Here is a 26187-nt window from a genome sequence, read left to right on the forward strand (position 1 = left end):
GCGCGAGGCCAAGGGGCGCGCGCCGACCGGATCTTCTTGCGGGCGGTCAGTGACCGGAACGGGCCTCCCGTTGCCGGACCACGACGAGGAAGGCGTCGCTGTCCAGATCCATGACCACCTCGGCCGGTACACCCTCGCGCATCCGCTGCGCCGCGTACTCCTCGGCGGGCCAGCTCCCCCTCGGACTTCCGGCCGGAAACCGCTCCAACACCACTCGACCCATGGGACACCCCTGCTCTTTGCCTTCCGGTCTCTTCAGGTCTCTTCAGGCACAACGACGCGGAAGCCGCCCGGGAACGTTCCCGAGCGGCTTCCGGTTCACGCGAAGCGGTGAGGAGCCCGGTGGGCTACTGGCCGGACTCGCCGGCGTGCGGGCTCAGCACGTCCGTGCCGACCAGGACGAACAGAGCGACGCCCAGCACGATCCGGTAGATCACGAAGGGCATGAAGCTCTTGGTGGAGATGAACTTCATGAACCACGCGATGACGACGTAGCCCACGAAGAAGGCGATGACCGTGGCGAAGATCGTCGGGCCCCAGGAGATGTGGCCCGGGTTCTCGACCACGTCCTTGATCTCGAAGACGCCCGAGGCCAGCACGGCCGGAATGGCGAGGAGGAAGGAGTAGCGGGCCGCCGCCTCGCGGGTGAAGCCCAGCAGCAGACCGCCGGAGATCGTCGCACCGGACCGGGAGACGCCGGGGATCAGGGCCATGGCCTGGCAGAGACCGAAGATCAGGCCGTCCTTGACGCTGAGTTCCTTCAGCGTCTTGCGCTCCCGGACGGCGCGGTGCCGGCCGCCCTCCTCGTCGCGTGCGGCCAGCCGGTCGGCGACGCCCAGCACGATGCCCATCACGATGAGGGTGGTGGCGGTCAGGCGCAGATCGCGGAACGGGCCCTCGATCTGCTCCTTGAAGGTGAGACCGAGGACACCGATCGGGATCGAGCCGACGATCACGAGCCACCCCATCTTGGCGTCCTGCTCGGAGCGCAGCGCCGGGGTGAAGAGCGAGCGGAACCAGGTCGAGACGATCCGCGCGATGTCCTTGCGGAAGTAGATCAGGACGGCAGCCTCGGTGCCGATCTGGGTGATGGCGGTGAAGGCCGCTCCTGGGTCGTGCCAGCCGGCGAACGCCGCGGTCAGCCGCAGGTGGGCGCTGGAGGAGATCGGGAGGAACTCCGTAAGCCCCTGGACGAGACCGAGGATTAGGGATTCGAACCAGCTCATGTCGGGGTGCGCTCGTCCTTGTGATCGTCGGGCAGTTCGCGTCCGATGCTAGGGCCCGTGCGAAGCGCCGCTGACCACAGGGGGGTGCTGGGGCGTCAGTTCGTACGCCGATCCCTTGGTTCGAGGGGGTGCCAGGCGGTGCCGCTTGCGCCAGGCGACCGTCCCGGCCGCAGCCAGGGAGACGACGATGAAGCCGAACGAGACGAGGAAGGCGGGCGAACCGGGGGAGGAGGCGCTGGCCCCCGCGATCACGTACGCCGTCGTGTTCGGGACGACGCCGACCGCCGTGGCGAGGAGGAAGGAGCCCCAGCCGCAGCGGGACACCGCCGCACAGTAGTTGGCCGCCGCGAACGGCACCCCGGGAAAGAGCCGCACGGCGAGCATCGAGCGGAAACCGTGCCGGCTGAGCTGGCCGTCGGCCGCCTCCAGCCAGCGGCCGCGCAGCAGCGGTCGCACCGCGTCCTGGCCCATGAGCCGGCCGAGGCCGAAGGCGATCCCGGCGCCGAGGACGGTGCCGCCGACCGCCGCGACGAGGCCGAACTGGGTGCCGAAGACGGCTCCCGCGGCCAGATTGAGCAGGGGGCGCGGCACGAAGGCCGCCGCGCACACACCGTACGCGGCTGCGAACAGCACGACCGCCGTGCCCACCGGGAGCCCCGGGGGCCAGCCCTCCGAGAGGAAGCGCTGGGGCTCGTACAGCAGCACGCACACGCCTGCCGCCACGAGCAGCACGACGAGCAGCGACAGCCGGGTCCACGGCGCGAGGAGGAGGGACATCCCGGGAGACTAGCCGACCTATGCGGCGTCGCGCCGTAATCTGGGCCTCATGCTGTCGAACGACCGGCGACCCCCGAGCGTTCCCCGCAGTGCCCTCGCGGACACCCTGCTGGAGCGGCTGACCGGGACGTACGCGGCTGCGGCCGATCCCGTGCGGGCCAAGGCCATGGCCGCGTACATGAAGGACGTCGCACCCTTCCTCGGCATCCCCACCCCGCTGCGCAGGGAACTGTCGAAGGCGGTGACCAAGGACACTCCCCGGCCGTCGGAGGCGGACTGCGCGGCCCTCGCGCTGCGCTGCTGGCGGCTTCCGGAGCGCGAGTACCAGTACTTCGCGGTGGACTACCTGCGCCGCCACGGCTCCCGCTGCTCCTCCGGCTTCCTGCCGGTGGTCCGGCACCTGATCGTCACCGTCCCCTGGTGGGACACGGTCGACCTGCTGGCCGCGCACACCGTCGGCCCGCTGGTGGCCGCGGACCCGGAGCTGGCGCGGGTGATGGACGAGTGGATCGAGGACGAGGACCTCTGGCTCGCCCGCACCGCCCTCCTCCACCAGCTCCGCTACAAGGCGGCCACCGACACCGGGCGGCTCTTCGCCTACTGCCGGCGCCGGGCCGGCCACCCGGACTTCTTCGTGCGCAAGGCCATCGGCTGGTCCCTGCGGGAGTACGCGAAGACGGACCCCGGCGCGGTGCGCGCCTTCGTCGAGGCCGAACGCGCCTCCCTGTCCCCGCTGTCCGTGCGCGAGGCGCTCAAGAACCTCTGACCGCGCGGAAATTCATTCGACGGGCCCGGGGCGGTCCGGCAGGATCAGGGGCATGTCCCGGTTCGCCTTCCCCGCAGCGCCGTCCGCAGTCGCGGACGCGCCGAAGGCTGCCGCGTCCGTCTTTCCCGCAGAGGCCTTCACCGCATTCGACGGCGCACGAAGCTGACCCTTCCCGGATCGTCCGGCGGACCCCGCAGGGGGAGGGTCGGCTCGGTTCAGGGGTCCCGTTCCAGCTTCCAGCCACGGGAAAGAATCATGGCCAAGACGGCCTTCGTGCGCACCAAGCCGCACCTCAACATCGGCACCATGGGTCACGTCGACCACGGCAAGACCACCCTCACCGCCGCCATCACCAAGGTCCTCGCCGAGCGCGGCGGCGCCTCCTTCGTGCCGTTCGACCGCATCGACCGGGCCCCCGAGGAGGCCCGGCGCGGCATCACCATCAACCTCACGCACGTCGAGTACGAGACCGACACCCGGCACTACGCCCACGTGGACATGCCCGGTCACGCGGACTACATCAAGAACATGGTCACCGGCGCCGCGCAGCTCGACGGGGCGATCCTCGTGGTCTCCGCGCTCGACGGGGTCATGCCACAGACCGCCGAGCACGTGCTCCTCGCCCGGCAGGTCGGCGTCGACCACATCGTGGTGGCGCTCAACAAGGCCGACGCCGGGGACCCCGAGCTGACCGACCTGGTCGAGCTGGAGGTCCGCGAGCTGCTCACCGCGCACGGCTACGGCGGTGACGGTGCGCCGGTCGTACGGGTCTCCGGGCTCGGGGCGCTGGAAGGCGACCCGCGGTGGACCGGGGCGATCGAGGCGCTGCTGGACGCGGTGGACACGTACGTGCCGACGCCGGTGCGGTACACGGACGCGCCGTTCCTGCTGCCGGTGGAGAACGTACTGACCATCACCGGGCGCGGGACCGTCGTGACCGGCGCCGTCGAGCGCGGGAGCGTACGCCTCGGCGACCGCGTCGCGGTCCTGGGCGGCGACGGCGAGCCGGCCCTGACCGTCGTCACCGGGCTGGAGACCTTCGGCAAGCCGATGGAGTCCGCCGAGGCCGGGGACAACGTCGCGCTGCTGCTGCGCGGCGTGCCCCGCGACGGCGTGCGCCGCGGGCACGTGGTGGCCGCTCCCGGCAGCGTGACGCCGAAGCGGCGCTTCACCGCACAGGTGTACGTGCTCTCCGGGCGCGAGGGCGGGCGTACGACACCGGTCGCCACCGGCTACCGGCCGCAGTTCTACATCCGCACCGCCGACGTGGTGGGGGACGTGGACCTGGGCGAGGCGGGAGCGGCCCGGCCCGGGCAGACGGTCGAAATGACCGTGGAGCTCGGGCGGGACGTCCCGCTGGAGTCGGGGCTCGGCTTCGCGATCCGCGAAGGCGGGCGGACCGTCGGCGCGGGGACGGTGACGGCGGTGCTGGGGTGACCGGACCGGTCTGATCCGGGACCCCTCTGTGGTGACGGCGGAACGGCTGCGCCAGACTGCCGTCACCACAGGCATGCGCGGAGGGGCGGGCGGAGATGGGCGGCGACACGGCACTGGTGCTCGGCGGCGGGGGACTGACCGGCATCGGCTGGGAATGCGGAATCCTCTACGGGCTCGCCCGCGCGGGCGTGGACCTCACCACCGCGGACCTGGTCGTCGGCACCTCAGCGGGTTCGGTGGTCGGCGCCCAGCTCACCTCCGGACTGCTCACCGCGCAGGAGCTGTACGAGCGCCAGCTCGGCGATCCCGCCGGGGAGATCGCGGCGAAACTGGGGGCCGGCCTCATCGCCCGGTACGCCGTCGCGATGGCGCGCTCGCGCGACGCCACGGCCTACCGGCAGCGGGTCGGCGCCCTCGCGCTGGCCGCGGACACCGGGGCGGAGGCGGAGCGGCGCAAGGTGCTGGCGGCCCGGCTGGTCTCGCACGAGTGGCCCGACCGCAGGCTGGTCGTCACCGCGGTGGACGCGCACAGCGGTGAGCTCAAGGCGTTCGACCGGGAGAGCGGGGGCGGGCTGGTCGACGCGGTCTCGGCGAGCTGTGCGGTGCCCGGGGTGTGGCCGCCGGTGACGGTCGGCGAGCGCCGGTTCATCGACGGCGGAATCCGCTCCGCCACCAATGCCGACCTCGCCGCCGGCTACGCGCGCGTGGTGGTCATCGCCCCCATGTCACTCGGCTCCGGGCTCGTCCCCTCGCCGTCGGCGCAGGCCGCCCGGCTGCGGGAGGCGGGGGCGCGGGTGCTGCTGATCACCCCGTCGGCGGCGGCCCGCAAGGCCTTCGGGCGCAACGTCCTGGACCCGGCCCGGCGGGACCCGGCCGCGCGGGCGGGCCTGGCGCAGGCCGCGGAGCACGCCGCCGAGGCGGCGGCGGTGTGGTCGGGCGGGTCGGCCTGAGGCCTGCCGGACAGCGGGCGGACAGGGGACGGACAGGGGACGGATAGGGACAACGGACAATGGAGGCGTGAGCGACGAGCAGATCCCGGTGATCCGGGACGTGGGCCAGGGCACCGCCAAGCTGATGCCGGACGTGGACGGGGAGCGGGCCTGGCTGCTGACCGTCGACGGGGCCCCGCAGTCGTACGTGGACCTGGACGATCCGCGGCACCTGGAATTCGAGTACGCGCGCCGCCTCGGCCACGTCCTGGACTGCGCGGCGGAGCCGGGGGTCCCGCTGGCCCTCCTGCACCTGGGCGGGGGCGCGCTCACCCTGCCGCGCTATGCCGCGGTGACCCGGGCGGGATCGCGGCAGGCCGTCGTCGAATTCGACGCGGGCCTGGTCGAGCTGGTCGCGGAGCACCTGCCGCTGCCGGAGGGAGCCGATGTCACCGTGCACACGGCCGACGCGCGGGCCTGGCTGGAGGCGGCGCCAGCGGCGAGCGCGGACGTGGTGGTGGCCGATGTGTTCGGCGGCTCGCGGGTGCCGGCGCAGCTGACCTCGGTGGAGTACGCGCGGGCGGCCGCGCGGGTGCTGAGGCCCGGTGGGCTGTACGCGGCGAATCTGGCCGACGGGGCGCCGTTCGACTTCCTGAGGGCGCAGCTGGCGAATTTCGGCGCGGCCTTCGGGGAGCTGGTGCTGATCGCCGAGCCGGCGGTGCTGCGGGGGCGGCGGTTCGGGAACGCGGTGCTGCTGGCTTCCGACGCGGAGCTTCCGGTGGCGGCGTTGGCCCGGCGGTGCGCCGCCGACGCGTTTCCCGCGCGGGTCGAGTACGGGGATGCGCTGGCCCGGTTCATGAAAGGGGCTCAGGTGGTGGCCGACGCGGACGCGGCTCCTTCCCCGGCTCCGCCGGAGGGTGCGTTCAGTCTGGGGTGAGCGGTCGGCTGAACCATCCAGCCCCGCCGGCGTTTGAGGCGCGGGGGCCGGGCAGAGCCCGGGGAACGATGGATGGGCGGATAGGGGGACCGCCCCGTGGAGCGGCATCCCCGACGCGCCGCCGGGGCTCAAACGCCGGCGGGGCGGGATTCCGCAGGGCCGGGAACGGCTGGGCCGGACGCGGTCTCGCGCGGGAGGGCCGGGGACTTCGGCGCGGGCTTACGGGTCATTCGGCGGACGTCCGGGACCAGCAGGACCAGGGCGGTGACTAGGACGACCAGCGTTGCGCAGCCCCACAGGGCCGGGGTGCGGCCGAAGGCCGATTCGGCCGGGCCGGCCAGGGCGGTGGCCAGCGGCAGCATCGACACCGAGCCGAACCAGTCGTAGGCGGAGACCCGGGAGAACTTCTCCTCCGGGATCTCCTGATGCATCGTGGTCATCCAGTTCACGCCGAAGACCTCGATCGCGGCTCCGCTGACGAACATCACCGCGCACAGCGCCCACACGGGCAGCGGCACGGCCAGTCCCGCCGACGGCAGCGCCAGCGGGAACACGCACAGCGTGCCGACCAGCAGCAGCCGGCGCGGTTTCCACGCCACCATCAGGACGGCCCCGGCGATGGTGCCGACCCCGAAGAGGGCCAGTGCCAGGCCCCAGGGCGCCGGCCCGCCCAGCCGGTCCCGGGCGACCAGCGGACCGTAGACCGCCTCCGCGGCGCCGACGACGGCGACGACGACGGAGAACTGGAGCACGATGCTCCACAGCCAGGGGCGGGTGCGGACCTCCACCCAGCCCTCGCGCAGATCGGCCAGCAGGCCGCCGCCGGGCGCCCGGTCGGTGACGTGGCTGACGTCGAGGAAGGCGCGCAGGGCGCCCGCGATCGCGAAGGCCGCCGCGTCCACGGCCAGCACCCAGCCCGGGCCCATCGCGGCGATCATCGCGCCGCCGAGGGCAGCGCCGCCGATGCCGGCGCCGTTCATCGCCATGCGGAAGAGCGCGAAGGCGCGGTTGGCGTGTTCGCCGGAGACCGTGGACATCAGCATGCCCTCGGCCGCCGGGTTGAAGAAGGCCGTACCGGTGCCGCACAGGGCGGTCAGCAGCATCATCTGCCACAGCTGCGGCTCACCGGCGAGGACGAGCAGCGCGAAGGCGGCCTGCGAGAGGCAGTTGAGGGCGTTGGCGGCGACCATCACGCGGTGGCGCGGCAACCGGTCGGCCATGGCGCCGCCGATGAGCAGGAAGAGTACGAGCGGCAGCGTGCGGGCGGCCGCCACCAGGCCGACGTCCCCGCCGGATCCGCCGGCCTCCAGTACCGCGAAGGCGGCCGCGATGAGCGCTCCGTGGCTGCCGAGGTTGGTGACCACCGCAGCGCCCGTGAGGAGGGTGTAGTTGCGGCCCGCCCAGGCCGGCCGGTGACGGCGTGCGGGCGTACGGGGCGGTGCGGCGGAGGGAGAACTCACCCCCGGACTATCCCCGCCCCGGGCCGATAATCCAAACGGATTTCCGGCCCGGGGGGCGGGGGGAAGGGAGATCAGCCGCCGGACAGGCGGACCGTGCTGAGGATCTTCTCCATCGTCTCCTTGCTGACCTCGTCCGGGACTCCGGCGGCGCTGTAGAGGATCCAGCTGGCGAAGTCACCCTTGGCGTTCTTGAAGGCGAAGCCGATGGACCTGCCGTCGGAGTTGCACTTGGTCTTCTTCGGCAGGCCGCTCACCGTCGCCGTCGCCACGTGCCCCTTGAGGCCGGAGAGTGTGGTGTACTCCTTGGCCTCGGAGATCTTGGTGACCTCGATGGGATGCGGCTGCCCGTACCCGCCGTACGCCCAGCTGCCGGCCGCGTTGCGCGAGAGCTCAGCGGTGTCCTTCGCGCCCTGGCCGCCCTTGGTGCCGGTGCCGGCCAGCGAGGTCTTCTCCTCGCGGCCGTCCGCGTTGGAGTCGACCTTGCACCACTCCTCCTTGAGGTAGGCCGGTGCGGACATCATGACGAAGGCCGAGCCGTCCTTCTTGGTCTCGTCCTCGAAGCCCACGGACATGCCGGAGCCGAGCACGTTCCACTCCGGCGGGACCTCGAAGGCCGTGCCGTGCTTGGGGTTGATGACCACCTTCCACCCCGGCACCGTCGGCTTCACGTCGCCTTCGGCCCGCGGGTTCGGGCTGCTGCCGCCCGGGGCGGGCGCCACGGGCGCCGAGACGGGGGCGGTGGGCTTGTCGTCCGCCTCGTCGGTCTTCTTGTCGTCCCGGGTCAGGACGAACGCGCCCGTCGCGGCGAGCGCCACGACGACCGCGGCCGCCGCGACGATGGCCACGGTCTTGGTCGAGTAGGGGCTCCCGCCGCCGCCCTGGAGCTGCTGAGGCTGCTGGGGCTGACCCCACTGCTGGCCCGGAACGGTCGGGGGCTGCTGGTAGCCCGGCGGCTGCGGGTATCCGTAACCGGGCTGCTGCTGGTACGGGTTCGGCTGTCCCGGCTGCTGCTGCTGGTACGGGTTCTGATGCGCGTCCTGAGGGTTCTGCTCGCCCCCGGGCGGCTGCTGCTGTCCTGGCCACATGGCCGGTAACGATAGTGGGAGCGGCCCCCCGGAGCCACGGCCGCCCCCTTGCGGCCTCTGGCCAAGTGCGTCTACTCGCGGGTAACATCGCGCTTCATGAGCGCAGACCAGATGAACGTGGGCGAACTGCTCGCCGCGACCGTGCCGATGGCCCGGACCCTGAACCTCCAGTTCCTGGAGACCACCCCCGAGCGCGCGGTCGTCCGGCTTCCGGACCAGCCCGACTACCACAACCACGTCGGCGGGCCGCACGCCGGCGCCATGTTCACCCTCGCCGAATCCGCGAGCGGCGCGATCGTCCTGGCCGCCTTCGGCGACCAGCTCTCGCGGGCCGTGCCCCTCGCCGTGAAGGCCGAGATCGGCTACAAGAAGCTCGCCAAGGGCGTCGTGACCGCCACCGCCACGCTCGGCCGCCCGGCGGCCGAGGTCGTCGCCGAACTCGACGCGGGCGGCCGCCCCGAGTTCCCGGTCACCATCGCCATCCAGCGCGAGGACGAGGCCGTGACGGGCGAAATGACCGTCGTCTGGACCCTGCGCCCCAACGCGTAGGCGCGCTCCCGGCCCCGGCGCCCAGGTACGCGGAACTGGGGAATCCGTAGTGGGGCGGCGGCTAGAGTCCGTCGCACGACGATAGAGGGAGCGCCCGTGGCCAAGGTCAACATCAGCCTCGATGCCGAGCTCGTGGTGGAGGTGATGGTGCTCGCCGGGGTCGGATCGCCGCAGGACGCGGTGGAGGCCGTCGTACGGGACTACATCGCGCGCGGGCACCGCACCGAGGCGCGGGTCCAGCGACAGGACGAGCCCCGGCGCAGCGCCGACAGCGCGCCGCCGCTGCCGGAGGGCTGAACCTGGGCTCGGTGGTGGCGCGTCCCGGCGGGCCCCGCGGCCGGGCGGTCGCACAGTGGGAGGGGGAGCGGTCCGGCGCGGGCCGCTCCCGCCGACCGACGCCGCAGGGAGCCCCCATGAGCGAGGCCGTGTCCAGACGTTCCGCGATGCGGCTCCTCGGAGCGGTGGGCGCCGTGGGCATGGGCGTGGGCCTCGGGGCGGGCGGCTGCGCGCCCACCGTGCCGCCGGGCGCCGGGCTCCGTAGGGCCGCACCCGCCGCAACCGCCGCGCCGCCGGCCGCCGCCGGGCCCGGGAGCGCCGCCCGGATCGACGCCCTGCTGGAGCGGCTCACCCTCGAGGAGAAGACCTCCCTGCTGCACGGCGCCGGGGACCCCGCCTCCCTCGGCCAGGCCGGCTACGTCCCCGGCGTACCGCGCTTGGGCATCCCGGCGTTGCGCCTCGCCCACGGGCCCGCCGGGGTACGGGTCGCCGAACCCGCCACCGCACTGCCCGCGCCGGTCCTGCTCGCCTCCGCCTTCGACCCGGCGCTGGCCCGCGAGTACGGGCGGGTCATCGGCCGCGAGGGCCGGGCACTCGGCCAGGACGTCGTGCTGTCGCCCAGGGCCAACCTCATCCGCACCCCGTATGCCGGCCGGAACTTCGAGACCTTCGCCGAGGACCCCCGCCTCACCGCCGACCTGGTCGGCGAGATGATCCGCGGCATCCAGGACGAGGGACTCATCGCCGCCGTCAAGCACTTCGCCCTCAACAACCAGGAACAGGGCCGCGACACCGTCGACGTGATCGCCGCCGAGCAGACACTGCACGAGACCGAGCTCCGTGGCTTCGAGGCCGCCGTGGCCGCCGACGCGGGCGCCGTGATGGGCGCGCACAACAAGGTCAACGGCGTCTACGCCTGCGAGAGCGAGCCGCTGCTCGACGAACTGCTGCGCGGCCGCTGGGGGTTCGACGGCTGGGTGATGTCCGACTGGGACGCCACCCACAGCACGGTCGCCGCCATCGGCGCCGGTCTCGACATGGAGATGCCCGACGGCACCCACTTCGGCCGCCCGCTGCGCGAGGCGGTGCGCGGCGGCTCCGTACCGGAGGCCGCCGTCGACCTCGCCGTCCACCGGATCCTGACCACCATGGACCGCTTCGGGCTGCTGGCGGCCCGGCCCGCCGCCCGGCCCCCGCGCGATGCCGCCGCCGGGGCCCGGCTCGCGCGCAAGGTCGCGACGGCCGGAGCGGTGCTGCTGCGCAACGAACAGGACACCCTGCCCCTGACCGGTGCGGCCGCCCGCTCGATCGCGGTGATCGGGCCCACCGGCCAGGTGCCCTTCGTCGGCGGCGGTGGCAGCGCGCACGTGGTTCCCGACGGGGCGGCCGCCCCCCTCACCGCCATCCGCCGGCGGGCCGGAAGCGGCTCCACCGTGCGCTACGCCCTCGGCGAGGACCTGTACGGGCGCCCGCTCCCGGCGAAGCTGCTGAGCCCGGCCGCCGACCTGGAGGACCGGCACGTGGACGCGGGGCGAGGCTGGAGCCACGAGGGCCGGTTCACTCTCGCGGCGGACGACGAATGGACCCTGCTCGTCCACTACACCGGGCTGCGGCCCAGCGTGCGCCTCGACGGGGAGGAGCTGTTCCCCGTCCGGGAGGGCGTCGCCGAGTACTTCGCCGGCGGACTGCTCGGCTCCGCACCCGACGGGATGGCTGTCCGCCGCCGCACCCTCACCCTCAAGGCGGGCACCCACCGGCTCGCCGTGTCTGCCCAGGGCGGCTACAAGGGCCAGCGCTTCCGGCTCCGGCACACCACCGGGGCGATCCGGGCCGCGGATCTCGCCGAGGCGGTGCAGACCGCGAAGGAGGCCCGCAGCGTGGTCCTGTTCGCCTACGAGGACGCCACCGAGGGCACGGACCGGACCTCCCTCGCCCTCCCGGGCGGGCAGGAGCGGCTGATCGAGGCGGTGGCCGCCGCGAACCCCCGTACGACGGTCGTGCTCAACACCTCCTCCAGTACGACCATGCCGTGGCTCTCCCGTACCGGGGCGGTCCTCCAGATGTACTACCCGGGCCAGGAGGGGGCGGGAGCCACCGCCGACATCCTCTTCGGCGACGTGGATCCCGGCGGCCGGCTCACCCAGACCTTCCCCGCGGACGAGCGGGCGACCCCGGTCGGCGGCGATCCCCGGCGCTACCCGGGAGTGGGCGGCCGCCAGGAGTACTCCGAGGGCGTCCACGTCGGCCACCGCTGGTACGACGCTCAGCAGGTGGGCCCGCTGTTCCCCTTCGGGCACGGGCTCTCGTACACGACCTGGGAGTACGAAAGGCTCACCGTCGGGCCGGGCGTCGCTCCCGGCGGCCGGGGCGGGCTGCGCGTGGAGTTCACCGTCCGCAACACCGGCCGCCGCAAGGGCACCGAGGTGGCGCAGGTGTACGTCGGCCCGTCCGCGGAGCTGCGGCTCGACCAGCCGGTGCGCGCGCTGGCCGGCTACCGGCGGCTCACCCTGGCGCCGGGCGAGGCCCAGCGGGTCACCGTCGACGTCGACGCCCGGGCGCTGTCGTCCTGGGACCCCGAGCAGCATGCCTGGGTACTGGGTTCCGGCCGCCGGGAGGTCTTCGTGGGCCGTTCGTCACGCGATCTTGCGCTGAGGTCAAAGGTGGTGGTGGGGAGCCGATAGGCTGCCCGCTCGGCGTGGCGTGTCACAGGAGGCGCGCGGGGACGACTCGGGAGGACGTACCGGTGGACATCCGGGAATGGCTGGAGACGATTCCGGCGGTCAGTATCTATCTCCTGGTGGGTCTGGTCATCGGACTGGAGAGCCTCGGCATCCCGCTGCCGGGTGAGATCGTCCTGGTCAGCTCGGCGCTGCTGGCCTCGCAGCACGGTGAGATCGACCCCGTGGTGCTCGGTCTCTGCGCGATCACCGGGGCGATCGTGGGCGACTCGATCGGCTACGCGATCGGGCGCCGGGGCGGCAAGCCGCTGCTGGAGAAGCTCGGCCGCCGCTTCCCGAAGCACTTCGGGCCGCAGCAGGTGGCGCTGGCGGAACGCTCCTTCGAGAAGTGGGGCATGTGGGCCGTCTTCTTCGGGCGGTTCGTGGCCCTGCTGCGGATCTTCGCCGGGCCGCTGGCGGGTGTGCTGCAGATGCCGTACTGGCGGTTCCTGGTGGCCAACGTCCTCGGCGGCATCCTCTGGGCCGGCGGCACCACCGCCGTCATCTACTCGGTCGGGGTCGTCGCGGAGCCGTGGCTGAAGCGGTTCTCCTGGCTGGCGCTGGGCCTCGCCGTGGTGTTCGGGCTCGCGGTCACGCTGGTGGTGCGCAGCCGGATGAAGAAGGCGGCGAAGGCGGTCTCCGTGCCCGCGCCGGCCGGACCGGCCGGACCGGCCGGTCCCGCCGCCGGGCCGGCTGCGGCACCGGCCGAGGCGACGGCCGCGGCCGTCGCCTCGGATTGACGCGCAGCCTCGGACCGCTACTGCCCGGGAGTCACCGAAGCGCGGTGCTGCTTGGACAGCTCCGCGTACATCAGGGCGTTGACCTTGATGCCCTCGCGCTCCTCGTCGGTCAGCTCCCGGCGCACCTTGGCGGGCACGCCCGCGACCAGCGAGCCGGGCGGGACCACCATGCCCTGCGGGACCAGCGCCTGCGCGGCCACCAGGGAACCGGCGCCGATCACCGCGCCGTTCAGCACGGTCGCGCCCATGCCGATCAGGCAGTCGTCCTCGACCGTGCAGCCGTGTACGACGGCGTTGTGGCCGATGGAGACGCGCGCGCCGATCGAGACCGGGAAGCCCGGGTCCACGTGGACCGTGCAGTTGTCCTGCACGTTGCTGTCGGCGCCGAGCGTGATCGGGCCGCAGTCGGCGCGCAGCACCGCCGAGTACCAGATGCTCGCGCCGGCGGCGAGGGTGACATCGCCGACCACGACCGAGGTGGGCGCCGTGAAGGCCGTCGGGTCGATGTCCGGGTTCTTGCCGCCGACACCCGCCACGAGTGCCTGGGCCGCCTGGTGCGTCATGTTCTCTTCCTCTGCCGTCCGTGGTCTGTCATCTGTGATCTGCCACCTGCTGTCCGATGCCGCGCTAACGGCACCGTAGGGCACGCGACCGGGTGTCCCCGCGATGGGGTGAAGATCACAGGATCGTGGTCCGGACGACGGGCGCCGAGCGCACTACCGTGGCCGGGTGCCGAAGAAACAGAACACGTTCTCATCGCTGACGGCCCTGCGCCGCCGGCTGGCGAGCCGCGTGGTCCACGCCGGCTGGGGCTGGATGCAGCGGGCCGGAGCGGTCACCGCGCAGACTCCGGGGCGGCTGCGGTTCGGTGCGATCGGGCACGGCACCCGGCTGGCCTTCCCGCAGGGCACGGTCTTCGGTGAGCCGTGGATCCGACTCGGCGAGCACTGCATCATCGGGGAACAGGTCACCCTCACCGCCGGGATGATGCCCGACCTCGACCTGGGCGCGGAGCCGATGCTGGTGCTCGGCGACGGGGTGGTCATCGGCCGGGGCAGCCATGTCATCGCCGACGCCCGGATCACCATCGAGGCGAACACCTTCTGTGGTCCCGGGGTCTACATCACGTCCACGAACCACAGCTACGACGACCCGCACCAGCCCGTCGGCCGGCAGTGGCCGCGCAGTGCGCCGGTGGAGATCGGGCCGGGGTGCTGGCTCGGCACCGGCGCGGTGATCCTGCCGGGGGCCCGGCTCGGCCGCAACGTCGTGGTGGCCGCGGGGGCCGTCGTACGGGGCGACGTACCCGACCATGCCGTGGTGGCGGGGGCGCCGGCGCGCATCGTACGGCGCTGGGAGCCCGAGACGGGCTGGCAGCCGCCGCTGCGCACACCGGCGCCGGTGCCGATCCCCGACGGGATGACCCCGGAGCAGCTGCGCGGGCTGGCCGAGCTGGCGGAAGTCGCCGGGCTCGCGGAGGCGGAGCAGGCGTAGGGCCGCTCAGCCCGCCGCCAGAAGAACCGTTCCTGCGAGGGCCAGGCCTGCGCCCGCCGCCTGAATCGTGCGCAGCCGCTCCTTGAGCACGGCGAACGCGGCGATTGCGGTGACCACCGGGTAGAGCGAGGACAGTACGGCGGCCATGGTGACCGGGCCGTTCTGGGCGGCGATGGAGTACGTGCCGTTCGCCGCGACGTCCGCGAGGCCGACGAAGGCCAGGGCCGGCAGCAGCCCCCACAGGATCCGCGGGCCGGTGCCGGACGGCAGGGCCGGGATGCCGCGCCGGGTCTGGGCCCAGAGGGCGGCGCCGCCCACGGCGACGTTGGTGACCCGCTGTACGAACAGGGCGAGGAACAGCCCGGTGAGGGTGGTGGACGCCTCGGCGATCAGCGCCATCACCGCGCCGAAACCGAACGCCGCGACCAGGGTCAGGATGACGGCCCGGCGCTGGACGGGCGCACCGCGCAGCTCCGGGCCGCCCGCGAGGACGATGCCGACGACGGCCACCGCGATCCCCGCGACCTGGCCGAGGCCGGGCCGTTCGCCCAGCATCAGGCCCGCGGTGACGGGCACGACCACACCGAGGGAACCCAGCGGTGAGACCACGCCCATCGGTCCCATGGCCAGCGCCTTGTAGAAGCTGAGCATGGCGACCGGCCCGACCAGGCCCGCGCCGACCGCGAACCACAGCTGCGGCCCGGCCTCCCGCCAGGCGCCGGTGCCCAGCACCACCGCGCCCAGCACGAGGACGGCGACGATCTGCGAGACGACGACCACCGTGAGCGCCGGTATCCGGCGGGTCAGCAGCCCGCCGCCGAAGTCGGCGAGGCCCCACAGCACGGCTGTGGCCAGGGCGAAGAGGGCGGTCATGGCGGGGCCTCGCAGTACAGTGCGGTGAACGTCGGAGTGCAGCATCGAATACACCGCACGGTAGTGCACTCTGTTGGACCGTGTCATCCATGATATTGGACGCAATGGTGTCGGATCTCGAACAGCTCACCCTGGCGCTCGCCCGGAACCTCAAGAGGTGGCGCGGAGAGCGCGGTTTCACGCTGGACTCCCTGGCGGCCCGCGCGGGAGTGAGCCGAGGGATGATCATCCAGATCGAGCAGGCCCGTACGAACCCCAGCGTGGGCACCACGGTCAGGCTGGCGGACGCGCTGGGCGTCAGCATCTCCACGCTCCTCGACTACGACCGTGGCCCGCAGGTCCGGATCGTCCCGCCGGACCAGGTCGTCCGGATCTGGTCGAGCGCGGCGGGCAGTTCGACGACCATGCTGATCGGGACCGACGAGCGGGGGCCGATGGAGCTGTGGACCTGGCACCTGGTGCCGGGCGAGGGCACGGAATCCGCCCCGCACCCCTCCGGCACCATCGAGATGCTGCACGTCACGGCAGGGGAGCTGACCCTGGTGGTCGGCGCGGAGGAGTTCCGCGTACCGGCCGGGGCCGCGGCCACCTTCGAGGCCAACCTTCCGCATTCCTACCGCAACGACGGATCGGTGCCGATGGAGATGACCCTCGCGGTGTCGGTCCCCCCGGTGTCGGCGCCGCTCCCGGCGGCCGCCCACGCGCACGGCCGTACGACCGCGGACACCGCCTAGTGCTGTGACCCGGTGAACCTTTCCGGCCACAGCACTAGAGCGCGGGGATCTCGATCGCCGGGCAGCGGTCCATGACCATGCTCAGCCCGGCCTCGCGGGTGCGGTCGAAGGCGGCCTCGTCGATCACGCCGAGCTGGAACCACACGGCGTCGGCGCCGACGGCAGCCGCCTGGTCGGCCACCGGTCCGGCCAGCGCGCTGTTCACGAAGACGTCCACCACGTCCACCTTGAACGGAATCTCCGCCAGCGAGGCGTACCCGGGCTCGCCGTGCACGGTCTCGGCCTTGGGATGTACGGGAACCACGCGCTTGCCGAACCGCTGGAGCACGCGGGCCACCCCGTAGGCCGCGCGGTCCTGGTTGTTCGAGAGGCCCACCACGGCCCAGGTGTTGCCGAGCTCGGTGAGGATCTTGCGGATGGTTGCCGGGTCGCCGTACACGTGTGCCGCCTCCTGTGGTCCGGGCCCGGTGTTCTCGTCCGCCGCTCGGGACCGACGTTCCGGGTTGCCGCTCTGCCGGATCAACCGAAAGGACACCTGTCCGATTCCCCGTAGGGTGGAGCGGTGAAGGCAGACCAGTACGTGACGGTGGCCCGTGAGGGCGTGCACGAGTCCGAGATCAACCGCTCGCGCTTCCTGTGCTCGCTCGCGCCCGCCGCGACCGAGCAGGAGGCGCAGGACTTCGTCGCGCGCGTCCGCAAGGAGCACCCCACCGCCACGCACAACTGCTTCGCCTACGTCATCGGCGCCGACGCCTCCGTCCAGAAGGCCAGCGACGACGGCGAACCCGGCGGCACCGCCGGGGTACCCATGCTGCAGATGCTCATGCGCCGCGACATCCGCTACGCGGTCGCCGTGGTGACCCGGTACTACGGCGGCGTGAAGCTCGGCGCCGGTGGGCTGATCCGGGCCTACGGCGGGGTCGTCGGCGAGGCCCTCGACGAGCTCGGCACCGTCACCCGGCGCCGCTACCGGCTGGCCACCGTCACCGTCGACCACCAGCGGGCCGGCAGGACCCAGAACGATCTGCGGTCCGCCGGCCGGACCGTGGTCGACCTGCGCTACGGGTCGGCGGTGGAGATCGAGGTCGCGCTCCCGGAGGCGGACCTGCCCGCCTTCGAGGCCTGGCTCGCCGACAGCACGGCGGGCACGGCCGCCCTCACCCTCGGCGGAGAGACGTACGCGCCCTGAGCGCCCCCGGGGACGGGTTAGCGTAGAGGGGTTCAGCGAGCGGGAGACGACCAGGGGGAGACGGCATGCGCGGCGGGGCCGGCGAGTGAAGTTCCTGCACACCTCCGACTGGCACCTCGGCCGGGCCTTCCACCGCGTGAACCTGCTCGGCGCCCAGGCGGCCTTCATCGACCACCTCGTCGAGACCGTCCGCGAGCACGAGGTCGACGCCGTCCTCGTCGCGGGTGACATCTACGACCGGGCCGTGCCCCCGCTGCCCGCCGTCGAGCTGTACGACCGGGCCCTGCACCGGCTCGCCGGGCTCGGCGTCCCCACCGTCATGATCTCCGGCAACCACGACTCCGCCCGCCGGCTCGGCGTCGGCGCGGGGCTGATCGGCCGGGCCGGGATCCACCTGCGGACCGACCCGGCCGGCTGCGCCGACCCCGTGGTACTGGCCGACGTACACGGAGAGGTGGCGCTGTACGGGCTGCCGTACCTCGAACCGGCCCTGGTGAGGGGCGATTTCGGCGCGGACAAGGTGAGCCACGAGGCCGTGCTGGGCGTGGCCATGGACCGGATCCGGGCCGACCTGGCGACCCGCGCGCCCGGCACCCGCTCCATCGTCCTGGCGCACGCATTCGTCACCGGCGGGCAGGCCAGCGACAGTGAGCGCGACATCACCGTCGGCGGGGTCGAGGCCGTGCCCGCCTCCGTCTTCGACGGGGTGGACTACGCCGCCCTCGGCCACCTCCACGGCTGTCAGACCATCAACGAACGCATCCGCTACTCCGGTTCCCCGCTCGCCTACTCCTTCTCCGAGGCCGACCACCGCAAGACCATGTGGCTGATCGAGCTGGGCGCGCAGGGGGAGATCGCCGGCGCCGAGCGGATCGAGACCCCCGTGCCGCGGGCCCTCGCGCGGCTGCGCGGACCGCTGGAGGACCTGCTGGAGGACCCGGCGTACGCGGTGCACGAGGACGCCTGGGTCGAGGCCACCCTCACCGACCCCGTGCGCCCCGAGGACCCCATGGCCCGGCTCGCCGCCCGCTTCCCGCACACCCTCAGCCTCGCCTTCGACCCCCAGGGCCGCGAGGAGGAGACCGGCGCCTCCTACGCCCAGCGGCTCAGGGGCCGCACCGACCAGGAGATCGCCGAGGACTTCGTCGCCCACGTACGCGGCGGCGGCCACCCGGACGAGGCCGAACGGGCCGTCCTGCAGGGCGCCTTCGACGACGTACGGGCCGACGACAGCCGCCAGGAGACCCACCGATGAGGCTGCACCGGCTGGCCGTCACCGCCTTCGGGCCGTTCGCCGAGCCGCAGGAGATCGATTTCGACGCACTGTCCGGCGCCGGGATCTTCCTGCTCCACGGGCCCACCGGCGCGGGCAAGACCTCCGTGCTCGACGCCGTCTGCTACGCGCTCTACGGGTCCGTGCCCGGCCCCCGCCAGGCCCCCGGCACCAGCCTGCGCAGCGACCACGCCTCCGCCGGTACCCCGACGGAAGTCACCCTCGAACTCACCGCCGGCGGCCGCCGCCTGGAGATCACCCGGCGCCCCGAACAGGAGCGCCCGAAGAAGCGCGGGACTGGCACCACCAAGGACAAGGCACAGAGCTGGCTGCGCGAACACGACGGGGAACGGTGGCTCGCCCTCAGCCGTTCCCATCAGGAGATCGGCGAGGAGGTCGAGCAGCTCCTCGGCATGAGCCGGGAGCAGTTCTGCCAGGTGGTGCTCCTGCCGCAGGGAGAGTTCGCGCGGTTCCTGCGCGCCGACGAGGCGGCGCGCGGCCGGCTGCTCGGCCGGCTCTTCGACACCCGCCGCTTCGCCGCCGTCGAGGCCCTGCTCGGGGAACGCCGCCGGGCCGCCGAGGCGAAGGTCCGGGCCGGCGACGAGAAGGTGCTCCACACCGCGCAGCGCCTCGCCCAGGCCGCCGGGGACAGCGCCGACCTGCGTGACTGGCCGCTGCCCGCGCGCCAGCCGGGAGACCCGGGGCTCGCCGAGGCGGTCCGGGCCTGGGCGGCCGTCGCCCGGTGCGCGGCCCGGGAGCGGCTGGAGGTCGCAGAGTACGCGCTGGCCGCGGTCGAGGGCCGGTACGCCGCCGCCCGGCGGGCCGCCGAGGACGCGCGGGAACTGGACCGGCTCCAGCGCCGGCACGCGGAGACCGCCCGCCGGGCCGCCCTGCTCGCCGGGGCGGCGCCCGAGCGCGAGCGGGTCAGCGGCCTGCTGGACCGGGCCCGGCGGGGCGCCCTGGTGGCCCCCGCCCTGGAGCTGCGCGGAGCGGCCTGCGCCGCGCACCTCGCCGCCGCGCACGCCGAGGCGGCCGCCCGGGCCGAACTCCCGCCCCCGCTCAAGGAGGCGGGCGCCGAGCAGCTGGCCGCCGTCGAGCAGCGGCTGCGCGAGGACCTGGGCGCGCTGAGCGCCGCCCACCGGGCCGAGCAGCGCAGTGCCGAGATCGGCCGCGAGCGGGCCGATCTGGAACGCGAGTCCCGGGCCGCCGAGGAGCAGCACCAGGAGTCCGCCGAGTGGCTGGAGCGCTGGGAGGCGACCCGGGCCGCCCTGCAGGAGCGCGTGGACGCCGCCCAGCAGGCCGCGACCCTGGCCGAGCAGCTCGCGGGTCGGCTGGAACCGGCCCGGATGCACCTGAACGCCGCCCGCCGACGGGACGAGTTCGCCGCCGACGCCGAGCGCGCCGCAGGCGAACTGCTGACCCTGCGCGAGGAGTCGACCGCCGCCCGGGAGCGCTGGCTGGAGCTCAAGGAGGCCCGGCTGCGCGGGATCGCCGCCGAGCTCGCCGAAGCCCTGGTGGCGGGGGAGGCGTGCAGCGTGTGCGGATCCGCGGAGCACCCCGCTCCGGCCCGCCCGGCCCCCGGCCATGTCGACCGCGCGGCCGAGGACGCCGCGCACGCCCTCTTCGAGCAGGCCGATCAGGCCCGGGCCGTCGTCGAACGCCGGCTCGCCGCCGCCCGGGAGGCCCGCGCCGAGGCCGCTGCCGCCGCGGGGGACGCCGGGGACGCCACCACCGAGGAACTCCTCGCCCTGACCTCGGACCTGAGCGCCCGTCATGCCGCCGCCCACGCCGCGGCCGCCGGACTGCACGCCGCCCGGGAGCGGCTGGCCCGGGCCGAGCGGGAGCACGCCGCGCGCAGCGCCGCCCGGCTGGACGCCGAGACGCTGGCCGCCGCCCGGGCCTCCCGCCGCGAGGCCCTGGACCGCGAACAGGCCTCGCTGGAGGCAGAGCTCACCCTCGTACGGGGCGACGCGCCCACCGTCGCGGCCCGCGCCCGGACCCTGGAGGACCGGGTCCGGATGGTCTCCGGGGCCGCCGCCTCGGTGCGCCGGGCCGAGACCACCGCCGCCCGGCTGAAGGAGGCCGACGACCAGCTCGCCGACGCCGCCTTCAAGGCCGGCTTCGACACCGTCGAGGCCGCCGCGGAAGCGGTGCTCCCCGAGTACCAGCGCACCGCGCTCCAACACCAGCTGGACGCCTGGCAGGCGGAGGAGGCCACGCTGGCGGACCGCCGCCGCGAGACCGGCACCGCCGAAGCGGCAGCCCTGCCTCCGGCCGCACCGGACGCGGCCGAGGCGTACGCGACCGAGGCCGCGGCGAAGCTTCGTACGGCAGGGTCGGCCGCCGACGCGGCCCGGGTGCGCTGCACGGAGCTGGACCGCCTCTCCCGCCAGGCGGAGCAGGAACTGCGCGCACTCGGCCCGCTGCGGGAGGACTACGAGCGGGTGGCCCGGCTGGCCGGACTCACCGCGGGCACCTCCGCCGACAACGAGCGCAAGATGCGCCTGGAGGCCTACGTACTGGCCGCCCGCCTGGAGCAGGTGGCCGCCGCCGCGACGGTACGGCTGCTGCGCATGTCCGGCGGCCGCTACACCCTGGTCCACTCCGACGCGCGCGCGAGCGGACGAGGGCGCTCAGGCCTCGGGCTGCACGTGGTCGACGCCTGGACCGGCAGCGAGCGGGACACCGCCACGCTCTCGGGCGGCGAGACCTTCTTCGCCTCGCTCGCCCTCGCGCTGGGCCTCGCCGACGTGGTCACCGACGAGGCGGGCGGCATGCGTCTCGACACCCTCTTCATCGACGAGGGCTTCGGCAGCCTCGACGACCAGGCGCTGGACGAGGTGCTCGACGTACTGGACTCCTTGCGCGAGCGGGACCGCAGCGTCGGCATCGTCAGTCACGTCGCGGACCTGCGGACCCGGGTCCAGGCCCAGCTGGAGATCGTCAAGCAGCGCGGCGGCTCCGTGGTGCGCCACCGGACAGCGGCGCTGACGGACTGAGGCTTCGGGGACCGGGCTGTGGCGACCGGGCTGTGCGGACCGAGGCTTCAGGGACCGAGGCTTCTGGGACCGCGGCTTCAGGGACCGAGGCTTCAGGGACTGAGTGGCCTGCGGGGCAGCGGCGAGGAGTACACGATGCTCGTCGTCACCGGGCCGAGGCCGGCGATCCGGCCCGTGACCTCCTCCAGGTGGGCCATCGAACGGGCCGCGACCTTGAGCACGAAACAGTCGTCGCCGGTCACGTGATGGGCCTCCAGGATCTCGGAGGTGGCGTCCAGGAAGTCGTGGAACGGCTTGTAGTTGCCGTGCGGATAACGCAGCCGCACCAGGGCGAGGATCGACTTGCCCAGCTTCTCCGGGTCCACCAACGCCGTGTAGCCGGTGATGATGCCGATCTCCTCCAGCCGGCGGACCCGCTCGGTCACCGCGCTCGCGGACATGGACACGGAGCGGGCGAGCTCGGTGAAACTGGCGCGCCCGTCCCGCTGGAGGGCTTCGAGGATCCGCCAGTCAGTGGCGTCAGGGGAATACTCGGTCATGGTGCAGGTCTAGCAGGGAAATCCCCGGATGGACAAGGAAAAGGCCGGGGAAAACCACTTCCGGTGATGATCAACAGATCGTAGATTTCTTGCCATGACGACGACGCAGAACGCCTCCTCCGCCCCCGCCACCGCTACCGCCAACCCCGTGCTCCGGGTGCCTCCGGCCTCCCCGGCCGCGGCCGCCGCGTACTTCGCCGCGAGCCTCGCCTTCCACGCGGACGTGTCGGACGTCGCCTCCGCCTTCAAGGCGCACCGCGAGCAGGGCGCCGAGCTCGGCTTCCAGCTCATCGACTCCCGCTCCACCCCGTCCTGGGACCAGGCCCACGTGCCGGGCGCCATCCACCTGCCCACCGCCCTCATCCCCGAGCAGGCCGAGCGGCTCCTCGACAAGAACGTCCCCGTGGTGACGTACTGCTGGGGCCCCGGCTGCAACGGCGGCACCCGCTCCGCCCTCGCCCTCGCCGAACTCGGCTTCCAGGTCAAGGAGATGCTCGGCGGTATCGAGTACTGGATCCGCGAGGGCTTCGAGGTCGAGACCTGGCAGGGCAGCCAGCAGCGCGCCGAGGCCGACCCGCTGACCGCGCCGACCGACTCGGACGACTGCGGCTGCTGACGTGTGCGCCTTACGAGGGCTGCGCGGCGTACGAGATCCTCACGCCGTACGAGGTCCACGCGGCGTACGAGGTCCACGCGGACGGGCCGCTCACCCCTTGGGGGAAGGAGCGGCCCGTCCGTCGTGTCAGAGCTTCGACAGCTCGTCCACCAGGTCGTCCAGCCCCAGCGAACCCTGCGACAGCGCCGCCATGTGCCAGGCCTTCAGGTCGAAGGAATCGCCGTGCGCGGCCCGCGCGTTCTCCCGGCCGAGCAGCCAGGCGCGCTCGCCCAGCTTGTAGCCGATCGCCTGCCCCGGCATCGACAGGTAGCGGATCAGCTCGCTCTCGACGTACTCCGCCGGCCGGCCGCTGTGCAGGCCGAAGAACTCCTGCGCCAGGTCCACCGTCCAGGTCTCGCCCGGGTGGAACGGGGAGTCCGCCGGGATCTCCAGGCCCAGGTGCATGCCGATGTCCAGGATGACCCGCACCGCGCGCATCATCTGGCAGTCCAGGTAACCCAGGCGCTGCTCGGCGTCCTTGAGGTAGCCCAGCTCGTCCATCAGCCGTTCCGCGTACAGCGCCCAGCCCTCGCAGTTGGCGCTGACCGTGCCGACGGTGGCTTGGTAGCGGGAGAGGGAGTCCGCCACGTGGGTCCACTGTGCGAGCTGCAGGTGGTGGCCCGGGACGCCCTCGTGGTACCAGGTCGACACCAGGTCGTAGACGGGGAAGCGGGTCAGGCCCATGGTGGGCAGCCAGGTGCGGCCCGGGCGGGAGAAGTCCTCCGAGGGAGAGGTGTAGTACGGGGCCGCGGCCCCGCCCGGAGCGGCGATGCGGGACTCCACTCGGCGGACGCGTTCGGCGAGTTCGAAGTGGGTGCCGTCGAGGTTCTCGATGGCCTCGTCCATCAGGCCCTGCAGCCAGGCCTGGACCTCGTCCACCCCCTCGATGTGGGTGCCGTGCTCGTCCAGGTGCTTCAGCGCCTCCCAGGGACCGGCGCCCGGGAGGATCCTGCCCGCCTCGGTCTTCATCTCGGCGAGCAGCCGGTGGTACTCGGACCAGCCGTAGGCGTACGCCTCGTCCAGGTCCAGGTCCGTGCCGTTGAAGTACCGGGCCCAGCGGGCGTACCGCTCGCGGCCCACGGTGTCCGGCCTGCCCTCGACGGCCGGGGCGTACACCGTGCTCATCCAGTCGCGCAGTTCGACCACGGCGGCGGTCGCGCCGGCGGCAGCCGCGTCCAGCTCGGCGCGCAGGGACTGCGGGCCGCGGGAGGCGAAGTCCTCGAAGAAGGGGGCGTCGGCGCCGTCCTGGCCGGCCCAGGTGGTGAGCTGCCCGACCATGGTGACGGTGGCGCGCGGGCCGCCGTACAGACCGCGTTCCAGGCCGAGTCGCAGGCTCTCGCGGTAGCTCTCGAAGGCGGCCGGCACGGCGCGCAGCCGTTCGACGATCGCCGCCCAGTCCTCGTCGGTGTCGGCGGGGGTCAGGTTGAAGACCTCGCGGACGGAGTGCGCGGGGCTGTGGAGGTTGCTGACCGTGCACAGCTCCTCGTCGGCCTCGTGGACCGCGAGCTCGGCGGTGAGGCGCTCGCGCAGCAGACGGGCGCAGCGGCGCTCGGCGTCGCTGTCGGCGCCGGGCAGCGACTCGGCGGCGTCGAGGCGGGCGAGGGTGACACGGGAGAGCTCGGCGACGGCCGCGCGCCCCGCCGGGGAGAAGTCCGGAAGCTTGCCGGAACTCTCGGCGACACCGAGGTAGGTGCCCGTGATCGGGTCGAGGGCGATGAGGTCGTCGACGTACGCGTCGGCCACCTGGCGGGGCAGCAGGGGTGCGCTGCCGTGGAGGATCTCTGACATACGGCCATCTTCGTATGTGAGACGGGCTCCCGTCATCACCGTTCGCTGTCAGCCTGCTGACGTGAGCCGCAGCCGGAGCCGGAGCCGGAGCCGGAGCCGGAGCCGGAGCCGGAGCCGGTCCTGCCGTCCCCGTCGGGGAGCACCGACTGCGCTTGTGCGTCGGGGCTTCGTGGCGGCGTGGTGTCCGGCGGACCGGCCCGGCGGCTCGCGGGCGGTCCGCGGGGCCGGGCCGGACCGGACCGTGCGCTTAGTGCCGGTGGCGCGGAGCCTGGTGTTCGTGCGGGAGCGCGCGGGGCAGGGCGCGGGGAAGCTCGTACGGGAGCCCGTACGGAAGCTCGTACGGGAGCTCGTGGGCCGGTCGCGAGCTGACCGGGGTCGCGTCCAGCCGGGCCGTGATCACCAGGGTGCCCTCCTCGATCTGGTAGTCGAGGGGGAGGCCGAGGCCGCGCATGGCGGCGACCATGCCGGTGTTGGAGGCCCGGGTGACGGCGTACACGCTGTCGCAACCGGCCTCGACGGCCATCGCGATGAGCCTGCGGAGCAGTTCGGAGCCGATGCCGCGGCGCTGCCAGTCGTCCTCGATGAGCAGGGCGACCTCGGTCTCGTCGCCGTCCCACAGCAGGTGGCCGAGGGCGACGAGCTTCCCGGACGCGGTCGTGGCGGCGAGGGTACGGCCGAAGCGCGGGCTCAGCAGGTGGCCGAGGTAGCGGTCGGCGTCGGCGACGGGACCGTGGTAGCGCAGGGAGAGGGTGCGCTCGGAGCAGCGGTCGTGCATCGCGCGGGCCGCCGCCTGGTCGGAGCCGTCGGCGCGGCGCACGGTGATCTCGTTGCCCTCGGGCAGGGTCAGCACGTCCTGGCTGCGCGGGACGCGGGGGCCGAGCCGGGCGTCGAGCTCGACCAGGGCGCGGGCCCGGGCGAACTCGGTCGGGGTGAAGGGCAGGTAGGGCCGCTCGACGGTGATCGCACCGCCCGAGGGGTCGCGCAGCCGCATGACCGTGGCCTCCAGGACACCTTCGACCGGGGCGTCGGCGCCGACGTTGGGCCGGCCGGAGAGGGTGGTCGCGGGGATGGAGTGGATCGTGCAGCGGCCGAGCAACTGGCGCAGTGCGAGGGGCAGCTCGGCGGCGTCCAGGGCGGTGCGCGTGGCCAGGCCGAGGACCCGGGTCGGGGTGTCGACCAGGTCGTGGGCGTCGGCGCGCTCGATCCAGGTGCTGTGTCCGCCGGCCCCGGCGATGGCGCGGGTGAGGTCGGCGGAGGGCAGCTGCTGCGGGGCGCGCAGCAGGAACTCGTCGACCGTGCCGCCCTCGGGGAGCGGATGGGTCTGGAGGGTCAGGATGTCGACGCCGCTCCGGGCGAGGGCGGTGCAGAGGGCGGCCAGGGAGCCGGGCTCGTCCCGTACGGTCGTGCGCATCCGCCACAGGGTGGTGGTGTGGGCGGCCGCGCCGGGGCCTTGGGCCGGTGCCGGGAGCGGCGTCGGATCGGTGGGCGCTGTGCTGTGCGGCGGCGGCGCATGGCTATGGCGCCGTGCCCACCAGGTGTGGAAGGCAGCGGTCACCAGGAGTGCGACGGCCGAGGCGACCAGCAGGACCGGGCCCCTCGGACCGTGCACGACGAGATTGGCGATGGCGTCGGCGACCGCGACGGCGCAGAACAGTGCGGCGAGTTCGACGAGGTCGCGGCGCCAGTGGTGATGGTGGGAACGGTGGGCGGAGGCGGGGTTACGGTCAGTCATGCACACCACTGT

25 protein-coding genes are annotated in these 26187 nt (G+C 73.5%); 14 read left to right on the forward strand and 11 right to left on the reverse strand.

From position 1 onward, the window contains the following. Positions 1–46 precede the first annotated feature (46 nt). The 3 genes from ACZ4TV_RS30390 to ACZ4TV_RS30400 form a co-directional block, all read right to left on the reverse strand. On the reverse strand, positions 47–223 hold the full coding sequence (locus ACZ4TV_RS30390) for a hypothetical protein (protein ID WP_319729209.1): 177 nt from the start codon (positions 221–223) through the stop codon (positions 47–49). Positions 224–347: 124 nt separating this feature from the next. Then, a complete protein-coding gene (locus ACZ4TV_RS30395) occupies positions 348–1226 on the reverse strand; it encodes an undecaprenyl-diphosphate phosphatase (protein WP_468138337.1) in 879 nt (292 codons plus the stop codon). 48 nt (positions 1227–1274) lie between these two features. After that, on the reverse strand, positions 1275–2003 hold the full coding sequence (locus ACZ4TV_RS30400; RefSeq protein ID WP_468138338.1) for a TVP38/TMEM64 family protein: 729 nt from the start codon (positions 2001–2003) through the stop codon (positions 1275–1277). Positions 2004–2052: 49 nt separating this feature from the next. Between ACZ4TV_RS30400 and ACZ4TV_RS30405 the strand changes: the two genes are divergently transcribed. The 4 genes from ACZ4TV_RS30405 to ACZ4TV_RS30420 all read left to right on the forward strand — a co-directional run bounded on the left by ACZ4TV_RS30405 (position 2053) and on the right by ACZ4TV_RS30420 (position 6072). Next, positions 2053–2769 (forward strand): DNA alkylation repair protein, encoded by a 717-nt coding sequence (locus ACZ4TV_RS30405; RefSeq protein ID WP_468138339.1) that lies wholly within the window; start codon positions 2053–2055, stop codon positions 2767–2769. Between the two features lie 255 nt (positions 2770–3024). Beyond that, positions 3025–4206 carry an elongation factor Tu gene (gene tuf, locus ACZ4TV_RS30410; RefSeq protein WP_468138340.1) on the forward strand — a complete coding sequence of 394 codons (1182 nt, stop codon included), beginning with the start codon at positions 3025–3027 and terminating at the stop codon, positions 4204–4206. 95 nt (positions 4207–4301) lie between these two features. Further along, positions 4302–5156 (forward strand): patatin-like phospholipase family protein, encoded by an 855-nt coding sequence (locus ACZ4TV_RS30415; RefSeq protein WP_468138341.1) that lies wholly within the window; start codon positions 4302–4304, stop codon positions 5154–5156. Positions 5157–5280: 124 nt separating this feature from the next. Beyond that, on the forward strand, positions 5281–6072 hold the full coding sequence (locus tag ACZ4TV_RS30420; protein ID WP_468138408.1) for a spermidine synthase: 792 nt from the start codon (positions 5281–5283) through the stop codon (positions 6070–6072). Between the two features lie 128 nt (positions 6073–6200). Here the strand turns inward: ACZ4TV_RS30420 and ACZ4TV_RS30425 are convergent, their stop codons facing one another. After that, entirely contained in the window at positions 6201–7532 is a 1332-nt protein-coding gene (locus ACZ4TV_RS30425) for an MFS transporter (protein ID WP_468138342.1), read from the reverse strand. Between the two features lie 71 nt (positions 7533–7603). Continuing rightward, positions 7604–8617 carry a DUF8017 domain-containing protein gene (locus tag ACZ4TV_RS30430; RefSeq protein WP_468138343.1) on the reverse strand — a complete coding sequence of 338 codons (1014 nt, stop codon included), beginning with the start codon at positions 8615–8617 and terminating at the stop codon, positions 7604–7606. Positions 8618–8713: 96 nt separating this feature from the next. On the opposite strand from ACZ4TV_RS30430, the gene ACZ4TV_RS30435 reads away from it, so the two are divergent. The 4 genes from ACZ4TV_RS30435 (at position 8714) to ACZ4TV_RS30450 (ending at position 12899) form a co-directional block, all read left to right on the forward strand. Next, a complete protein-coding gene (locus ACZ4TV_RS30435) occupies positions 8714–9166 on the forward strand; it encodes a DUF4442 domain-containing protein (protein WP_189973593.1) in 453 nt (150 codons plus the stop codon). A gap of 96 nt (positions 9167–9262) precedes the next feature. Then, positions 9263–9463, forward strand: a complete 201-nt coding sequence (locus ACZ4TV_RS30440; RefSeq protein WP_468138344.1) for a type II toxin-antitoxin system VapB family antitoxin — start codon at positions 9263–9265, stop codon at positions 9461–9463. 116 nt (positions 9464–9579) lie between these two features. Next, positions 9580–12123, forward strand: coding sequence for a glycoside hydrolase family 3 protein (locus tag ACZ4TV_RS30445; protein WP_468138345.1), 2544 nt, complete (start codon positions 9580–9582; stop codon positions 12121–12123). A 62-nt stretch (positions 12124–12185) separates the two neighbouring features. Beyond that, the gene (locus ACZ4TV_RS30450) at positions 12186–12899 is read left to right on the forward strand and encodes a DedA family protein (RefSeq protein ID WP_468138346.1); all 714 of its coding nucleotides are present in this window, start codon (positions 12186–12188) and stop codon (positions 12897–12899) included. Between the two features lie 17 nt (positions 12900–12916). Here the strand turns inward: ACZ4TV_RS30450 and ACZ4TV_RS30455 are convergent, their stop codons facing one another. After that, positions 12917–13462 carry a gamma carbonic anhydrase family protein gene (locus tag ACZ4TV_RS30455; RefSeq protein WP_468138348.1) on the reverse strand — a complete coding sequence of 182 codons (546 nt, stop codon included), beginning with the start codon at positions 13460–13462 and terminating at the stop codon, positions 12917–12919. 166 nt (positions 13463–13628) lie between these two features. On the opposite strand from ACZ4TV_RS30455, the gene ACZ4TV_RS30460 reads away from it, so the two are divergent. Then, on the forward strand, positions 13629–14393 hold the full coding sequence (locus ACZ4TV_RS30460) for an acyltransferase (protein WP_468138349.1): 765 nt from the start codon (positions 13629–13631) through the stop codon (positions 14391–14393). 6 nt (positions 14394–14399) lie between these two features. On the opposite strand, the gene ACZ4TV_RS30465 is transcribed toward ACZ4TV_RS30460, so the two are convergent. After that, positions 14400–15266, reverse strand: a complete 867-nt coding sequence (locus ACZ4TV_RS30465; RefSeq protein ID WP_468138350.1) for an EamA family transporter — start codon at positions 15264–15266, stop codon at positions 14400–14402. 107 nt (positions 15267–15373) lie between these two features. Between ACZ4TV_RS30465 and ACZ4TV_RS30470 the strand changes: the two genes are divergently transcribed. After that, positions 15374–16000 carry a helix-turn-helix domain-containing protein gene (locus ACZ4TV_RS30470; protein WP_468138409.1) on the forward strand — a complete coding sequence of 209 codons (627 nt, stop codon included), beginning with the start codon at positions 15374–15376 and terminating at the stop codon, positions 15998–16000. Between the two features lie 34 nt (positions 16001–16034). Here ACZ4TV_RS30470 and ACZ4TV_RS30475 read toward each other — a convergent pair whose 3' ends face one another. Continuing rightward, entirely contained in the window at positions 16035–16439 is a 405-nt protein-coding gene (locus tag ACZ4TV_RS30475) for a CoA-binding protein (RefSeq protein WP_468138351.1), read from the reverse strand. 123 nt (positions 16440–16562) lie between these two features. On the opposite strand from ACZ4TV_RS30475, the gene ACZ4TV_RS30480 reads away from it, so the two are divergent. The 3 genes from ACZ4TV_RS30480 to ACZ4TV_RS30490 all read left to right on the forward strand — a co-directional run bounded on the left by ACZ4TV_RS30480 (position 16563) and on the right by ACZ4TV_RS30490 (position 21461). Further along, the gene (locus tag ACZ4TV_RS30480) at positions 16563–17189 is read left to right on the forward strand and encodes a YigZ family protein (protein ID WP_468138352.1); all 627 of its coding nucleotides are present in this window, start codon (positions 16563–16565) and stop codon (positions 17187–17189) included. Between the two features lie 85 nt (positions 17190–17274). Further along, a complete protein-coding gene (locus ACZ4TV_RS30485; RefSeq protein ID WP_468138353.1) occupies positions 17275–18444 on the forward strand; it encodes an exonuclease SbcCD subunit D in 1170 nt (389 codons plus the stop codon). Continuing rightward, positions 18441–21461 carry an AAA family ATPase gene (locus ACZ4TV_RS30490; RefSeq protein WP_468138354.1) on the forward strand — a complete coding sequence of 1007 codons (3021 nt, stop codon included), beginning with the start codon at positions 18441–18443 and terminating at the stop codon, positions 21459–21461. Before ACZ4TV_RS30485 ends, ACZ4TV_RS30490 begins: the two co-directional genes overlap by 4 nt. A 92-nt stretch (positions 21462–21553) precedes the next feature. On the opposite strand, the gene ACZ4TV_RS30495 is transcribed toward ACZ4TV_RS30490, so the two are convergent. Next, entirely contained in the window at positions 21554–22000 is a 447-nt protein-coding gene (locus ACZ4TV_RS30495) for an Lrp/AsnC family transcriptional regulator (RefSeq protein ID WP_468138355.1), read from the reverse strand. A 94-nt stretch (positions 22001–22094) separates the two neighbouring features. Here ACZ4TV_RS30495 and ACZ4TV_RS30500 point away from each other — a divergent pair, with 94 nt between their 5' ends. Then, positions 22095–22616 (forward strand): rhodanese-like domain-containing protein, encoded by a 522-nt coding sequence (locus tag ACZ4TV_RS30500; RefSeq protein ID WP_468138356.1) that lies wholly within the window; start codon positions 22095–22097, stop codon positions 22614–22616. A gap of 126 nt (positions 22617–22742) precedes the next feature. Here the strand turns inward: ACZ4TV_RS30500 and ACZ4TV_RS30505 are convergent, their stop codons facing one another. After that, on the reverse strand, positions 22743–24443 hold the full coding sequence (locus ACZ4TV_RS30505) for a DUF885 domain-containing protein (protein WP_468138357.1): 1701 nt from the start codon (positions 24441–24443) through the stop codon (positions 22743–22745). Between the two features lie 247 nt (positions 24444–24690). After that, positions 24691–26175 (reverse strand): GNAT family N-acetyltransferase, encoded by a 1485-nt coding sequence (locus ACZ4TV_RS30510; RefSeq protein ID WP_468138358.1) that lies wholly within the window; start codon positions 26173–26175, stop codon positions 24691–24693. Positions 26176–26187 lie beyond the last annotated feature (12 nt).

The organism is Streptomyces sp. NPDC028910, from assembly GCF_055564955.1.

Bases quoted from the DNA above. Each gene is read 5' to 3' on its own strand.
- ACZ4TV_RS30390 (WP_319729209.1), bottom strand. From the start codon at position 223: ATGGGTCGAGTGGTGTTGGAGCGGTTTCCGGCCGGAAGTCCGAGGGGG.
- ACZ4TV_RS30395 (WP_468138337.1), bottom strand. From the start codon at position 1,226: ATGAGCTGGTTCGAATCCCTAATCCTCGGTCTCGTCCAGGGGCTTACG.
- ACZ4TV_RS30400 (WP_468138338.1), bottom strand. From the start codon at position 2,003: ATGTCCCTCCTCCTCGCGCCGTGGACCCGGCTGTCGCTGCTCGTCGTG.
- ACZ4TV_RS30405 (WP_468138339.1), top strand. From the start codon at position 2,053: ATGCTGTCGAACGACCGGCGACCCCCGAGCGTTCCCCGCAGTGCCCTC.
- tuf (WP_468138340.1), top strand. From the start codon at position 3,025: ATGGCCAAGACGGCCTTCGTGCGCACCAAGCCGCACCTCAACATCGGC.
- ACZ4TV_RS30415 (WP_468138341.1), top strand. From the start codon at position 4,302: ATGGGCGGCGACACGGCACTGGTGCTCGGCGGCGGGGGACTGACCGGC.
- ACZ4TV_RS30420 (WP_468138408.1), top strand. From the start codon at position 5,281: ATGCCGGACGTGGACGGGGAGCGGGCCTGGCTGCTGACCGTCGACGGG.
- ACZ4TV_RS30430 (WP_468138343.1), bottom strand. From the start codon at position 8,617: ATGTGGCCAGGACAGCAGCAGCCGCCCGGGGGCGAGCAGAACCCTCAG.
- ACZ4TV_RS30435 (WP_189973593.1), top strand. From the start codon at position 8,714: ATGAGCGCAGACCAGATGAACGTGGGCGAACTGCTCGCCGCGACCGTG.
- ACZ4TV_RS30445 (WP_468138345.1), top strand. From the start codon at position 9,580: ATGAGCGAGGCCGTGTCCAGACGTTCCGCGATGCGGCTCCTCGGAGCG.
- ACZ4TV_RS30455 (WP_468138348.1), bottom strand. From the start codon at position 13,462: ATGACGCACCAGGCGGCCCAGGCACTCGTGGCGGGTGTCGGCGGCAAG.
- ACZ4TV_RS30465 (WP_468138350.1), bottom strand. From the start codon at position 15,266: ATGACCGCCCTCTTCGCCCTGGCCACAGCCGTGCTGTGGGGCCTCGCC.
- ACZ4TV_RS30490 (WP_468138354.1), top strand. From the start codon at position 18,441: ATGAGGCTGCACCGGCTGGCCGTCACCGCCTTCGGGCCGTTCGCCGAG.
- ACZ4TV_RS30495 (WP_468138355.1), bottom strand. From the start codon at position 22,000: ATGACCGAGTATTCCCCTGACGCCACTGACTGGCGGATCCTCGAAGCC.
- ACZ4TV_RS30500 (WP_468138356.1), top strand. From the start codon at position 22,095: ATGACGACGACGCAGAACGCCTCCTCCGCCCCCGCCACCGCTACCGCC.
- ACZ4TV_RS30505 (WP_468138357.1), bottom strand. From the start codon at position 24,443: ATGTCAGAGATCCTCCACGGCAGCGCACCCCTGCTGCCCCGCCAGGTG.
- ACZ4TV_RS30510 (WP_468138358.1), bottom strand. From the start codon at position 26,175: ATGACTGACCGTAACCCCGCCTCCGCCCACCGTTCCCACCATCACCAC.